Source organism: Halobellus sp. Atlit-38R, from assembly GCF_003665925.1.
Classification (GTDB): domain Archaea; phylum Halobacteriota; class Halobacteria; order Halobacteriales; family Haloferacaceae; genus Haloquadratum; species Haloquadratum inordinatus.
In genome coordinates this window covers 191017-204527 of the sequence record NZ_QXIJ01000004.1, presented here as the reverse complement: position 1 = coordinate 204527, position 13511 = coordinate 191017, and the positions used below count along the sequence as shown (strand labels likewise).

Here is a 13511-nt window from a genome sequence, read left to right as displayed (position 1 = left end):
GTGCGTCGGCTTCCGGTGACGCCGTCGGTTCGCTACACGGCCGCGCTGAGGGTTTATATCGCCGCCAGTCCAACGAAACGGTATGCAAACCGTGACACACCACGGCCGAGAGACGGCCTACCGGACGTTCGATCGGGGGGCGAACGGGCCGACGATCCTCGCCGTCCACGGCAGCGGCGGCACGCACCGCGTCTGGACCCCGCAGTCGAAACTCGCTACCGAGTTCCAGTTCGTCGCGCTCGATCTGAGCGGTCACGGGGAAAGCGAGGACGTCTCGGCCGAACCCGGGTACGAAGCGCTCTCCGCGTACGTAGACGATGTCGTCGCGGTCGCCGAGGCCGTCGACGCCGACGTCCTCCTGGGGAACTCGCTCGGTGGGGCAGTCGTGCTCACGACGCTCTTGGAGCGTGACCTCGACGTCTCGGAAACGATCCTCGCAGGGGCTGGCGCGCGACTGCCGGTCCTCGACGACCTCCTTCGGTGGGTTTCAGCGGACTTCGAGCGCGTCCTCGAGTTCTTCCAGGAGCCCGATCACCTCTTTCACGACGCCGACGACGCCACGCTAGAACTGTCGCAGGCGGCGCTTCGCGAGACGGGGAGCGACATCCTCGAACGGGACTTTCGGACGGCCCACGCCTTCGACGTTCGCGGCGAACTCTCGGTGATCGACGTGCCGACGCTCGCGCTCGTCGGGGAGTACGACCGCCTCACGCCACCGTACTACCACGAACAACTCTGCGCCGAACTGCCGGACTGCGAAGTGACCGTCCTCGACGACGCCGCACACCTCGCGATGTTAGAGGTCCCAGAACAGTTCAACGACGCCGTCAGCGGGTTCCTGACGGAGTGACAGCGGGGCTCGTTCCGGCTCTTATCGACTGTCTGCCGGTTCAGCCCGCTCCCGGGTGTGTTCACCGCTTAGCTGTCTTCGCTGGGCGGGAATTCACCTGACGCGACCGCGTCGCGGTACGCTTCGACGGCGTCGGACATCTCCTCGCGGAGCGATCCGAACCGGCGCGCGAACGGCGGCGAGCGCTCGCTCAGCCCCAGGACGTCGTCGACGACGAGCACCTGCCCGTCGCAGTCGGGCCCGGCCCCGATTCCGATCGTTGGAATGTCAAGATCTGCCGTGATGCGTGCCGCCAGCGACGCGGGCACGTGTTCGAGAACGATAGCGAAGGCACCGGCCTCGGCGTGGCGCTTCGCGAGGTCGTGAATCCGATCGGCGTCTTCGGCACCCGTGCCCTGCTTCTCGTAGCCGAGTTCCTTGACCCGCTGCGGCGTCAGCCCCACGTGCGCCATCACCGGAATCCCCAACTGGACGAGTCGCCCGGTGAGTTCGACGGTGTGCTCGCCGGATTCGATCTTCACCGCGTCGACGCCGGCCTCCTTCAGCAACCGCCCGCAGTTGCGGACGCTCTCGCTCTCGTCGACGCCGACGGAGAGGAACGGCAGGTCGGCCACGACGAGCGCTTCGTCGGTCGCGCGGGCGACCGCAGCGCTCCGGGAGGCCATCTCGTCGTAGGTCACCGGGAGCGTCGAGTCGTAACCCAGCGCCGTGTCACCGACGCTGTCGCCAACGAGGATCACGTCGATGCCCGCCTCCTCGACGACGGCGGCTGTCGTCGCGTCGTACGCCGTCAGCATCGTGATCGGCTGTGCGTCGGCCCCGGCTCGCTCGCGGATGTCGCGTACCGTCGTCACAGGCCGAGGTCGTCGTCAGCGCGATTAAATCGTTCGTTGCCGGCGAGCCGGCGAGTGGCTGTTGGACCGTCCCACGCGCCGACGAAAACCGGCATCGCTTTTGCGCGGCCGACGAAGGCTCGAACGTGCAACCAGTCGAGACGTCCGATCCCGAGGGTGTCGACTACGGGTGGGTGATGCAGACCACGTTCGTGCTCACCATCGTCGTCGGCGCGCCGGTCGTCGCCGCGCTCTCGATCCAGACGACCCTGCCGACCTGGGGTGCGCGCGTCGAGTTCGCGATCCGAGTGGGCGCGGTGGTCTGGATCGTCGTCGCCCTCGCGGTCTTCCTCTACGCGCGGCGGTTCGACGCCGGCGACGGCGGTCGCGACCCCGACGAGATCCCCGACAGCGACGACTGACCGGACCCCGACCCGCCGCCCTCGGCAGCGACATCCGACGCTTCCGGCGCCTCGTCGGAAGGCCTTTCACCCGAGTCACCGACTCTCGGATATGATCGACGAGACCATAGCGGAGATCCGAGAGATGCAGACGCACAGTTCGTCGGTCGTCGCCGTGAAGGCGACGCGGGCGCTCTCGGAACTCACAGAGCGCGATCACGCCACCGTCGAGGAGTTCGAGCGCGACCTCGAACGCAACGTGAGCGCGCTCAAGCGCGCGAACCCCTCGCACGCGTCGCTGTTCAACGCGATGCAGACTGTCCTCGTCAACGTCGTCGATCGTGAAGACACCGTCGCGGAGGCGAAGTCGCTCCTCGAAGACGTGATCGACCGAGTCGTCGAAGACGTCCAGCAGGGGAAATCCCGCGCGGCGCAAAACGCCGTTTCGATCTTCGAGGACGGCGAGACCTTCCTCACACACGACTTCTCGTCGACGGTCCTCGAAGCGGTCGAGACGGCTGCAGCGGACGGCAACGACCTCACTGCGTACGTCACGGAAGCCCGTCCACGGTTCCTCGGTCGGAAGACGGCACGCCGCCTCGCCGAGGTCGACGGCGTCGACACGCATCTGATGGTCGACGGCGCGGCCGGGACCTTCCTCGAAGACTGCGACCGCGTCGTCGTCGGGATGGACTGCATCGTCGAGGACACGCTGTACAACCGCGTCGGAACGTATCCGATCGTCGCGACCGCGAACCACCTCGACGTCCCCGTGACGGTCGTCGGCTCGGCGGCGAAGATCGTCGACGACGGCTTCGTCTTCGAGAACGAGTTCCGCTCGCCCGCGGAGGTCTCGCTCGAACCGATCGAGGACGTCGTAATCGAGAATCCCGCCTACGACGCGACGCCCGTGGAACTGGTCGACGAAGTGATCACGGACAACGGCGTCGAGAACCTCTAGTCGCGCGGAGACGACTCATACTGTCGGACAGTATCACCCGCCGACGACGGACCGGCGGAAGAAGTCGGCGAACTTCTCGCGAAGCGAGGAGCCGTCGCCGAGGCGGAGGTAGTACGCGTCGCCGCCGTCCTCGTAGTAGCCGGTGATCCGCCGCTGGATCTCGAAGCCGAGGTGGTCGTAAAACGAGAGTGCGGACTCGTTGGTCGCCCGGGCGTGACAGGAGATCGAATCGTGCTCCTGGAGCGCGGCGGCGACGAGTCGCTTGCCGTAGCCTTCGCCGCGATGTTCCGGCGAGACCGCGAGAAACAGAATGTAGCCGTCCCGGCGAACCGACGCGAAGCCGACGAGTTCTTCCTCCTCGTAGAGCAGGTGATCGCGCGCGCGCCGGTAGGCGTCGACGAAGAACGTCCGGCGCTGTTTGAGTACCCCCTCGCGCGTTCGGATGCGCTCTTTCAGGTCCCACGCGTCTTCGGCGTACTCCGCGGAACCTGGGGCGTCCACCCGCATCTCGACGTTGACGCTCACGCGCTTGAATAGAACCACGACCGATATAATTCCTCCGTCGCCTCCTAATGCTGCCGGCCGGCCCGAAGTCGTCGTAACGCGCCACTCACAGCCAGACGACGAGCGCGAGCGCGACGAAGACCGCGCCGGTCAACGCGACCTGCACGACGGTCGAGGCGAGCACGCCGACGGTCGAGTACAGCGCCACGCGGAGTCCCGCCTCGGCGTCCGCGTGCTGGGCGAACTCGACGGCGAAAACGGTCGCTGCGAGTCCGAGCACGAACCCGATCGGGCCGGCGACGAGGAGGAGTACGAGGCCGACGAGCACCGCCGCGGCCGTCGTGAGGGCCGAGGCCCCACCGGCCCGCGCGGCGATCGCCCCGCCGAAGTAGTCGACGAGCATCGTGAGCAGGCCGACGCCGACCAGGACGGCCACGAGGAGGACTGACGGCTCCGCGTAGCCGGTCGACCACCAGTAGACGAGAACGCCGACGACGGAGAGCAATCCGCCGGGAACGAGCGGCAGCACCGCGCCGAGGACGCCGAGGGCGACGAGCACGAGTGCGAGCCAGGTGAGCGGCTCCATACGGAGACGTCGTCGCCAACGGTGATGAACGCGGCGGATCGAGCGGGAACGCTAGTCCTCGAACCGCGCGCGCTCGGCCTCGACGACGTCGATGCCAGCCCCGTACCGATCCACGAGCGCCTCACAGGCCGTGCCGAACGCCCGCATACACTGACGCGTCGAGATGTATTCGAGTTCGTCGGCGACGACTTCCCAGGGATGGGCCTGCAACACTTTCCGGACGAGCAGGCGCTCTTCCCGGGCGGTCAGCGTTCGAGCCGCCTCTCCGCCGTCGTCGTCGGCCGCTCCCCCGACGAGCGCGTGAAGCGCGAGCCGGCGGAACGCTCCCGGTGCAGTGGCGAACTGTCCGGGACCCGACGCGGCCCCGACGACGACGCGCCACTCGCGGTCCGAGAGGTTCGGGGTGCCTCGGCCGACTTCTCCGTCCGGTGAGCAGGCCGCGAGCGTCCCTCGGACGACGTCGGGGTCGGCGTCACGGAGTTGGTCGACGAGCACGTCGGGCACCCGATCGCGGAACCACCCCGCGTGGCGGTCACAGAGCGCGCTGCCCGCGTCCGAAAGCGGGTCGAGCATCAGCGCAGAGTACTCTCCGCTGGATGTGTTTCGCGTCGTCGAGAGGTGAACTGTCTCGTAGCCGTTCTCGGCCCAAAAGGAGAGCAGCTCCGGTGTCGCGCCGTAGCCGACGCCCAGGTAGTCCGCCGCACTCTCGAACTCGGCGCGGAGCTCCGCCAGCAGCGTCGAGCCGAGTCCCCGCGAGCGCGCGGCGTGGTGGGTCGCGATCCGCACGACGCGGTAGCCGACGGGCACGCCGGCGTCCTCGTCGCGGAGTTGGCTCGTGAACACGTCCGGCAGCATATTCCCGCGGACGCGCTCGCCTTCGTACATCGCACAGCGCGTCTCCGCATCGAGGCCGCCTTCCCGCGCGAGCAGCGCGACGCTGACGACGTGTCCCGCGTGTTCGAGGACGCGAACCCGGAGGTTCGGCGCGTCCAGGAGGCGCGCGAGGTCGTCCGGCTCGGTTCGGTAGTGTGCGAGTACGAGCAGCCCGAACACGTCTCGAAGCAGGTGCTCGTCGGCGGCGAGTTCGTCCGCCGTGAGCGTCCGGTAAGTGACCGACGACGGCGACGCGTCGGCGACGACCCCGTCGACCGGCGGCCGGGCGTCCAAGAGCAGCGCCCGGAACGCCCACGTCTCGACGGGATCGTTCGGCGCGTATCGGATCGGCTCACCGAGTGACACGTCGACGACGTCGTGGTCGGCCTCTGTCAACTGCTCGCGGAACCGCACCGAGAAGCCCCGACCGGCTCCTTCGTATCCGTGGACGGTCGTGAAGAACGCCACCGAGGGCGCGTCGAGGAACGCCGAGAGAAGCCTGACGGGGATCGCGGCGGCCTCGTCGACGAGGACGACGTCGGGATCGCCCGGGAGCGTCGCCGCCTCGGCCGGCGAGCGGAAGCGAACGCGGCCGCCGCTCGTCGTTCGGAGATCCCAGTCCTCCTCGGACGCGAGCAGATCGAGATCGGCACACAGCTCTCGCGCCCGCGCGAACACGTCTGCGGCGTTCCGCCGGTCCGGCGCGGTGACGAGGACGTCGCGTCCGGCCGCCGCGAGCGACGCCCCCGCGAGGCCCGCCGCGCTCGATTTCCCACGGCCGCGGTCGGCTTCCACGACGACGGCCTGCTTCTCGTCTGTCTCACGCCGCGCTAGTGCCTCCAGCGCGTGGAGTGCGCGTGACTGGTCTGTGGTCACGCAGGCCTCGTAGGCCGCCGGGGGGAATACGCGGGTCCCGGCCCGCGGCGGCGTCGGCGACGAGCGGATCGGCGCGTCGTCGGCGGCCGCGCCGCGGCGTTCGATCGTTCCGGAATCGACGTCGACGATCGCGACCCCTGGATGATCGCGGAGCGTCGCGACGAGGCGTTCGCGGAACCGTCCGCCGACGTCGTCGACGTCGTAGGGCGGAACCGCGAGAGACGACTCGAAAGAGCCCGGCCGCGCTGGCCAGGCGTCGAGCGGGGGCGTGAGGAGGATAAAGAGGCCGCCGCCGTCGACAGTGCCGACGAGTCGCCCGAGGACGTTCGGCGAGAACGACTCGTGGGCGTCACAGACGACGGCCGTCCGCGTCGTCCCGAGGAGTTCACGCGCCTGCTTCGGGTCAACGCGGTCGAATTTGAACCCCTCCCGCGCCGTGACGATGGTCGTCTCCGACGGAGGGATCTCGGCCCCCTCGACGGCGTCGTAGGCGGCGTCGATGCCGGCGTCCCGATCGCCCGCGAGGACGAGCAGGCGTCGATGGTCGGTCCGACGCGCTGCCGCGCGGAGGTCCGCGGCGAGGGCGGCAACGTTCATACGCCGGGATTGGGACGCGAGAGTAAGGGAATTGCGCTCGGTCGCGGCGGAGCGAGCCGCATCGAGTCGAACGGGCTCTCGCCAATCGGGGGACCGCGTGTGGCGGCGTGCCACGGCAGGACGCCATTGAAAGCGCTTTTATGGCATCCCGAGTTATCCAGGTGTACAGCCTGCCCGGGGTTGATGATGCTCCTCGCCGTCAGGGAAATCCGCTTTCGAGGACCGTTGTCCTCGGCACTCGCCGGCGGGGCAGTCGAGCCCGCGAGCAGGAGAGGTGAACAACCAATGCCAGTTTACGTAGAATTCGACGTCCCAGCCGACCTCGCAGAGGACGCCCTCGAGGCCCTCGAGGTCGCCCGAGATACCGGTACAGTAAAGAAAGGAACCAACGAGACGACCAAAGCTGTCGAGCGCGGCACCGCCGAGCTCGTCTTCGTCGCCGAGGACGTCTCGCCCGAAGAGATCGTGATGCACCTGCCCGAACTCGCAGACGAGAAGGGCATCCCCTACGTCTTCATCGAGACGCAGGACGAAGTCGGTCAGGCCGCCGGCCTCGAAGTCGGTTCGGCCGCCGCCGCCATCGTCGACGCGGGCGAGTCCCAGAGTCAGGTCGAAGACATCGCCGCGAAGGTCGAGGAACTGCGGTAAGCGACGATGAGCGCAGAAGAGACCGCCAGCGACTCGACGTCCGCGGAGGTCATCGAGATCGTTGGCAAGACAGGGATGCACGGCGAGGCCATGCAGGTCAAGTGCCGCATCCGCGAGGGCTCGAACCAGGGTCGCATCATCACCCGAAACGTCCTGGGTCCCGTCCGAGAGGGCGACATCCTGCAGCTCCGCGAGACGCAGCGCGACGCCGACTCCATCGGAGGTCGATAACCAATGGTCGAAACGCGTACGTGTGATTACACCGGCGAGGAGATCGAACCCGGCACGGGCACGATGCTCGTGAAAAACGACGGAACGATCCTCCACTTCGTGGACTCGAAGGCCGAGAAGAACTACCGTCTCGGTCGCGAGCCCCGCGATCTGGAGTGGACCGAAGCAGGTAGCGCCGCCGAGGGCGAACAGTGAGCAACGACGAGCGCACCTTCGTGATGGTCAAGCCCGACGGCGTCCAGCGCGGGCTGATCGGCGAGATCGTCTCCCGCTTCGAAGAGCGCGGTCTGAAGCTCGTCGGCGGGAAGTTCATCCAGATCGACCAGGACCTCGCACACGACCACTACGGTGAACACGAGGACAAGCCGTTCTTCGACGACCTCGTCGAGTTCATCACCTCCGGTCCGGTCTTCGCGATGGTCTGGGAAGGCGCGGACGCGACCCGTCAGGTCCGTTCGATGGTCGGCGAGACCGACCCCGCCGAGTCCGACCCCGGTACGATCCGCGGCGACTTCGGTCTCGACCTCGGTCGCAACGTCATCCACGCGTCGGACCACGAGGACGAGGGTGCGAACGAACGCGAGATCGACCTCTTCTTCGACGAGGACGAACTGCTCGACTACGAGCGGATCGACGCGGCCTGGCTGTACGAATAACGCGGCCACACGCGTCTTTCTCTCTCGCTCTCGCTTTCTGCGCTCGCCAGCGGCGCTTCGCGGTCGGCCCCGTCCGACAGCCCCCGCGGCTCTCACCGACTGGGAGCGACCGCGTCCCTCTTTTTTCACCAGTTCCTATCTGCGGCTATGCGTGGTATGTGTACGAAGCTGATGGCGGCATCGACGATGATCTTCGGCCTCGTGGGGGCGCTGTTCCCGCGTCGCGTCCTCGACCTCGCCGAGCGGTTCGTCCTCGTGGGCTACGAGAACCCCGAAGATCTCGAACCCTCCGAGTGGTACGTCTCGGCGACGCGCGCACAGTCGGCGCTCTCGGCCCTCGCCGGCGGCGTCGTCCTCGCGCTCGAATACGGCTCTACGTGCGGTAGCGAGAGCGACGAGGACGCCGCGGACGTCGAAGACGCCGAGTAACGCCGTCCCAGCGCTATCGCGAGTTTTTATTGTCTCGAAGCCGGCACTCCGGGCGATCAGCAGACACGCAGTGGCAAGAAAAATGCCGAACAGAGCCGCTGTGATTACGCCTGTGGCGCGGTCACGTCGATCTCGCCGGCGTCGAGTTCGGCCTCGACTTCGCGGGCGGCCTGGACCATATTCTCGATCTTCTGGTAGGCGACCTCACGCGGCAGGAGCTTCACGCCGCAGTCCGGCGAGATGGTGAGTCGCTCCGGCGGGACGACCTTCAGCCCCTGTTTGATGTTGCGCTTGATCTCCTCGACGGATTCGACTTCCGCGTCGTGAACGTCGACGACGCCGAGCGCGAGATCCGGCTCGAACGCCGGCTCCTGGAACACGCCGATCTGCTCGTAGCCGTCGTTACAGAGTTCGACGTCGAACTCGTCGATCGGGAAGTCGTTGATCTCGGGGTAGATCCGCGAGTAGTCGCCGTAGCAGACGTGCAGCCCGATGCGGACGTCCTCGGAGATGCCGTCGACGATGCGTTCGAGCGACTCGCCGACGATCGCGTGATCGTCCGGCGTCGTCGCCAGCGCGGGTTCGTCGATCTGGATGTAGCGCGCGCCGGCGTCGACCAGTTGTTCGATCTCCTCGTTGACGAGGTCCGCGAGGTCGTACGCGAGCGCTTCCTCGTCCTCGTAGGCCTCGTTGAACGACCAGCGCGCGAGGGTGTACGGCCCCGTAATCGGAACCTTCACCGGCTTCGTGGCGACGTTCGAGGTGAACTCGAACTCGTCGACGAGCCACGGTTCGTCGTACTCGACCGACGAGACGACCGAGGGCTTGTCGAAGTAGTTGTGGCCCCACACTTTCACCGGGCCGTTGAACTCGTAGCCGGGGATCCGGTGGGCGAAGTACTCGACCATCTCCTCGCGGCGCATCTCGCCGTCGACGACGGTGTCGAGGCCCGCTCGTTCGTGTTCCTCGGTGATGAGGCGGGCCGCGTCGTCGTGCGCTTCGTCGAGGTCCTCCGCGTCGAACTTCGATTCGGGGTCCTCGGAGAGTTCGCGCACGCGGTTGAGCCACTTCGGCTTGGGGTAGCTCCCGACGACGGTCGTCAGGAGGAAGTGATCGGCGTCGTGGTCGTCCGGGCGGAACTGCTCGCGGTTGTCGGCGTGACGCGTCATTCCGCAGTCACCTCCGCGTCGAGGTCAGCGGCCGCAGCGAGGGCGGCGAGTTTCTCTTGGTGTTTGTTCACGGGTAGATAGAACGGCTCGGTGTTCGTACTCAGATACACGGTCTCGAAGTCGGTCGCAGGAAGCTGCTCTTCGAACCACTCGACGCGTTCGCGGAGCGTCTCGGGCGATTCGACGAGGGTGTTCTGCCCGTCCGAGAGGCCGAGCGCGACGTCGTCGGTGACGCCGTACTCGCTGGCGTTGTAGACGGTCTGTTCGCGGTCGCCGGCGACGACGTCGAGGCCGACCGCCGAGACGTCCGCGTCCAGCAGGTGCGCGTAGGTCTTCTCGTCGAGCGCGCCGAAGTACGTGTGGACGACGACGTCGGCGTCGGTTGCGCTCGCGACGGCGTCGATCGCTTCGGGGACGGCCTCGGCGAGGTCGTCGTCGGGTGCGGACTCCACGAGCGAGGGCTCTAAGAGGAACAGGGTCTCGTGCTCGGGGAACGCCTCGACTTCGCCGCCGAGGAACTCCGCGATGGCCGAGAGGAACGTCTCCGCGTCGCCGTAGTGTTCGTCGGTCGCCAGATCCGCGAGCGAGTACGGGCCGGGGAGAACCGCCTGCAGCGGTGCGGCGCCGTCGAGTAGTTCGGACGCCTGCGCTAATTCGGCCGCAACGTCACCGGAGGGAGTCAGGTCGTCGACGACGCGCGGGTCGCGATAGAAGTTGTTGTTGTCGTAGTAGCGGACGATGCCACCGGTCTCGACGTTGTCGTGGACCGTCAGTGGGTGCGCGATCATATCGTCCCAGCGGAGCTGTCCCTCGACGGCGCGGTCGAGGCCGGCATCGAGTTGGTCGTCGACGACTTCCGACCGCGCGTTCTCGTACGTGGAGACGATCGCTTCGGACTCGTCGCCGGAGATCAGATCGCCTTTCTGGTGTCCTTTGAGGTCCGATAGGTCCGACTTCGCCCAGTCCGGCAGCGGGAACAGGCCGGGCGTCGTCGCTACGAGTTCTGTCATCGACAGACGCTACGAAATGCCGCGGCTTAATATTTGCTAAAGCAGAAAATGCGTGTTGGTTATTCGCTATCGGGTGCGGAATCGGATTCCGTCTGTGTCAGCGCGACCACCGAGAGCGACTCGAACGGATAAGACTCCTCGACGACGACCTCGTGGGCGAAGCCGCACGCTTCCGCGCGGTCGATCACAGCATCGTATCCCGTGAGCGAACTCACGAGCAACAGGACGACGCCGCCGGGTGCGAGGACGCGACCGACGGTGTCGAGGAACGGATCGACGAGTTCCCGGCCGGACTCCCCGCCCGAGAGCGCCTGCTCCATCCAGTCGTCCCACTCGTTTTCGGGATCGGTTGGGAGATACGGTGGATTGAACGCGACCGTGTCGAAGGCGCCGGTGGCGAACGGTTCGACGAGGTTCCCGCGCACACCGTCGAAGAGAGGAGATCCGCGGTCACCGAGTGCCCTACGACGCGCCGCCCGGCAGGCGTGCGGGCTGAGGTCGCTCGCGACGACGTCGGTCACGGCGTCGACCTCGCGGGCCGCCTGTTCGGCGACCCACCCCGAGCCGGTACCAACTTCGAGGAACCGCCCGCGGCCACGCGCTTCGACGGCGGCCGCGAGGAGCCCGGAGTCCTCTGCGGGCTGGTAGACTTTCGTTTCCATCCCGCGTCGATCCGCGAGGTCCTGCTTCGTCTCCTCGCTCACGACGACTCACCTCCGTCACTCGCCGCTTCCGCCGGCGGCGCTTGCTCCTCGTTCGATGCTGCTTCGGCGTCCGTGTCGTCGCCCGCGAGGACGAAGCCGCCGGCCTCCTCCCGACCGGTCAGTTCGCGCTGCGGGAACGGGATCTTGATGTCCTCGGCTTCGAGCGCTTCCTTGACCGCGCCGATCACCGCGGTCTGTGAGCGCCACTTCCGGCGCGCGCTCGGGTTATCGATCCAGTACCGGACGCCGAGGACGACCGCGGAGTCGCCGAGTCGCTTGAGCACGACCTGCGGCGTCGGCACGCTCATCGGATCGTCGAGCCCCGAGACCGCTTTCTGTGCGACTTTGGCGGCCCGTTCCGGGTCGGCATCGTAGTCGACGCCGACCTCGACTTCGATGCGGAGCCGTCCCTTCCGGCTCCGGTTGACGAGGCTCTCCGAAGAGACGACGTCGTTGGGAATCATCACGTACTCGCCGTCGAACGTCTGGATCCGGGTGTTGACGATCGTGATGTCGGTGACGATCCCCTCGTACTCGCCGACCTGAATCCAATCGCCGATCTCGAAGGGGCGCGAGAACATCAGCACGAACCCGGCGATGAGCGCCCCGAGCGTCTGTCGGGCGGCCATACCGACGACGATCCCGAGGAACCCCGCCCCGACGAGGATGCCGCCGACGTTCACCCGCCACAGCGAGAGCACGATCGTGAACGCCAGGAGATACAGCGTGACCTGCCCGATCCGGAACGCGATCTCGCGCTCGTGCTCACCGAGTGATGACCGCGTCTCGGCGATCTCCTCGATGAGCTGTCGGACGAGCCCCGTCATCGTGTACGCGCCGATCAGGAACAGCACCGAGATGCCGACCCGGACGAGGGTCTCCGGACCGTAGTTGTCGCCAAAGACGCCGAGCAGTTCCGCCGAAAGCCCCCACACGGCAACGATCGCGACGCCGCCCGTCAGCGCCAGGATCATCGTGCCGAACGTCACGAAGACGTGCCACAGCGTCTGTGGGACCTGCTCGGGCTCGATCGCGTGGAGCCGCTCCGTCCGGGCGAGCAGTGTCATCACCGCGACGCCGATGGCGAACGTGACGGCGATCCGACCGGCGGTCGACGGGACGAGTTGCGGGAGGCCCGCGAGCGTACTGCCGACCCCGTCGGAGAAGATCTGCAGTGCGAGGAGGGTTCCCACGTGAGACACCTCAGCGGCCGTGTTCGTCGGCGATGGCGGTCAGTTCTGCGAACGCCGCGGGCGAGAGCGATCCCGCCCGGGCGCGAAGGAGGTCCTCGTCTACGCTCTCGACCGCGTCGACGACGGCCTCGGGATCGGACAGCCCCGAGATGTGTGCGGTGTTGCGGATGCCGTTTCGGATCGTCTTGCGCCGCTGGGTGAAAAGCGCCTTCACGAAGTCGAAGAAGAACGCCTCGTCTGCGACTTCGTAGTCCGGTTCTCGGGGCTGGAGACGAACGATCGCGCTCTCGACGGCCGGCGCGGGGTCGAACGCCTCCGGCGGCACGATCTCGACGACCTCGACGTCCGCGTAGTGCTGGGCGCTGACCGACAGCCGACCGTAGTCGTCGGTGCCGGGCTCGGCCGCCATCCGCTCGCCGAACTCCCGCTGGAACATCAACACCAGCGGGCGCTGCGTCGGCAGCAGTCGGAAGGTGATCTCAGAGGAGATCCCGTACGGGAGGTTCGCGACGCACGCGGTGAACGCCGGGAGTTCGACCTCCAGGGTGTCGCCTTCGACGATTTCTAGCGTCCCGGCTTCGACCTCGTCGTCGAACTCCTCGCGGAGGAACGCCGCGAGCGCGGGGTCGCGTTCGACGACGGTGACCCGCTCGGCGACACGGAGCAGGCGATCCGTGAGCGCGCCGGTCCCGCCGCCGATTTCGAGAATGTGTGTCGTGTCCACATCCTCGGGGAGGTACGTCGGAATCCGATCGAGCACCCGGTCGTCGATCAGGAAGTGCTGATCGCGGTCGGGGTCGCCGCGCACGCCGGCCCGACGGCGCAACTCGTCGGGGTCGCGAAGATCGGGCGCGGCGTCGGGCGTCGAATCTGTCATTGGCGTCGATTGCAGGCGGGCGCGTGTAAACGTCTCGGCTCGTGGTCTACTCGACTCGAGCGATAGTACCGTTTGCAACTGATCACACAGCCGATCGCGCGACTGCGTGCGAT

The 13511-nt window shown here is 67.2% G+C and carries 16 protein-coding genes and 1 pseudogene; 8 read left to right on the top strand and 9 right to left on the bottom strand.

Annotated elements, in window-relative coordinates:
- Positions 1–82 precede the first annotated feature (82 nt).
- The gene (locus D3D02_RS07730; RefSeq protein WP_121569397.1) at positions 83–850 is read left to right on the top strand and encodes an alpha/beta fold hydrolase; all 768 of its coding nucleotides are present in this window, start codon (positions 83–85) and stop codon (positions 848–850) included.
- 68 nt (positions 851–918) lie between these two features.
- On the opposite strand, the gene panB is transcribed toward D3D02_RS07730, so the two are convergent.
- Positions 919–1704: a 3-methyl-2-oxobutanoate hydroxymethyltransferase gene (gene panB / locus D3D02_RS07725; protein ID WP_121569396.1), complete on the bottom strand. Its 786-nt coding sequence runs from the start codon at positions 1702–1704 to the stop codon at positions 919–921.
- A 125-nt stretch (positions 1705–1829) separates the two neighbouring features.
- Here panB and D3D02_RS07720 point away from each other — a divergent pair, with 125 nt between their 5' ends.
- The gene (locus D3D02_RS07720) at positions 1830–2105 is read left to right on the top strand and encodes a DUF5822 domain-containing protein (RefSeq protein WP_121569533.1); all 276 of its coding nucleotides are present in this window, start codon (positions 1830–1832) and stop codon (positions 2103–2105) included.
- Between the two features lie 91 nt (positions 2106–2196).
- The gene (locus D3D02_RS07715) at positions 2197–3045 is read left to right on the top strand and encodes a translation initiation factor eIF-2B (RefSeq protein ID WP_121569395.1); all 849 of its coding nucleotides are present in this window, start codon (positions 2197–2199) and stop codon (positions 3043–3045) included.
- A 33-nt stretch (positions 3046–3078) separates the two neighbouring features.
- Here the strand turns inward: D3D02_RS07715 and D3D02_RS07710 are convergent, their stop codons facing one another.
- From D3D02_RS07710 to tmcA, 3 genes are all read right to left on the bottom strand, one after another.
- Positions 3079–3570, bottom strand: coding sequence for an N-acetyltransferase (locus tag D3D02_RS07710; protein ID WP_121569394.1), 492 nt, complete (start codon positions 3568–3570; stop codon positions 3079–3081).
- Positions 3571–3655: 85 nt separating this feature from the next.
- Positions 3656–4135 (bottom strand): DUF456 domain-containing protein, encoded by a 480-nt coding sequence (locus tag D3D02_RS07705; protein WP_121569393.1) that lies wholly within the window; start codon positions 4133–4135, stop codon positions 3656–3658.
- A 51-nt stretch (positions 4136–4186) separates the two neighbouring features.
- Entirely contained in the window at positions 4187–6481 is a 2295-nt protein-coding gene (gene tmcA, locus D3D02_RS07700; RefSeq protein ID WP_121569392.1) for a tRNA(Met) cytidine acetyltransferase TmcA, read from the bottom strand.
- Between the two features lie 285 nt (positions 6482–6766).
- Between tmcA and rpl7ae the strand changes: the two genes are divergently transcribed.
- The 5 genes and pseudogenes from rpl7ae (at position 6767) to D3D02_RS07675 (ending at position 8445) form a co-directional block, all read left to right on the top strand.
- Positions 6767–7129: a 50S ribosomal protein L7Ae gene (gene rpl7ae, locus D3D02_RS07695; protein WP_121559418.1), complete on the top strand. Its 363-nt coding sequence runs from the start codon at positions 6767–6769 to the stop codon at positions 7127–7129.
- Positions 7130–7135: 6 nt separating this feature from the next.
- Positions 7136–7360 carry a 30S ribosomal protein S28e gene (locus tag D3D02_RS07690; protein WP_049986948.1) on the top strand — a complete coding sequence of 75 codons (225 nt, stop codon included), beginning with the start codon at positions 7136–7138 and terminating at the stop codon, positions 7358–7360.
- 3 nt (positions 7361–7363) lie between these two features.
- Positions 7364–7546, top strand: a pseudogene (locus D3D02_RS07685) (50S ribosomal protein L24e); the annotation flags it as partial.
- A gap of 5 nt (positions 7547–7551) precedes the next feature.
- Complete coding sequence (gene ndk / locus D3D02_RS07680; RefSeq protein WP_121569390.1) at positions 7552–8016, top strand: nucleoside-diphosphate kinase; 465 nt, start codon at positions 7552–7554, stop codon at positions 8014–8016.
- Positions 8017–8172: 156 nt separating this feature from the next.
- Positions 8173–8445, top strand: coding sequence for a hypothetical protein (locus D3D02_RS07675; protein ID WP_147435584.1), 273 nt, complete (start codon positions 8173–8175; stop codon positions 8443–8445).
- A gap of 104 nt (positions 8446–8549) precedes the next feature.
- Here the strand turns inward: D3D02_RS07675 and D3D02_RS07670 are convergent, their stop codons facing one another.
- The 5 genes from D3D02_RS07670 to D3D02_RS07650 are packed head-to-tail and all read right to left on the bottom strand — an operon-like array spanning position 8550 to position 13398.
- Complete coding sequence (locus D3D02_RS07670; protein WP_121569388.1) at positions 8550–9614, bottom strand: methionine synthase; 1065 nt, start codon at positions 9612–9614, stop codon at positions 8550–8552.
- A complete protein-coding gene (locus D3D02_RS07665) occupies positions 9611–10624 on the bottom strand; it encodes a 5-methyltetrahydropteroyltriglutamate--homocysteine methyltransferase (RefSeq protein ID WP_121569387.1) in 1014 nt (337 codons plus the stop codon). The genes D3D02_RS07670 and D3D02_RS07665 overlap by 4 nt, the downstream gene beginning before the upstream one ends.
- Before the next feature lie 59 nt (positions 10625–10683).
- Entirely contained in the window at positions 10684–11286 is a 603-nt protein-coding gene (locus tag D3D02_RS07660; RefSeq protein WP_121569532.1) for a HemK2/MTQ2 family protein methyltransferase, read from the bottom strand.
- Between the two features lie 38 nt (positions 11287–11324).
- Positions 11325–12521, bottom strand: a complete 1197-nt coding sequence (locus D3D02_RS07655) for a mechanosensitive ion channel family protein (RefSeq protein WP_233560601.1) — start codon at positions 12519–12521, stop codon at positions 11325–11327.
- A 10-nt stretch (positions 12522–12531) separates the two neighbouring features.
- A complete protein-coding gene (locus tag D3D02_RS07650) occupies positions 12532–13398 on the bottom strand; it encodes a 16S ribosomal RNA methyltransferase A (protein WP_121569386.1) in 867 nt (288 codons plus the stop codon).
- Between the last annotated feature and the right edge of the window lie 113 nt (positions 13399–13511).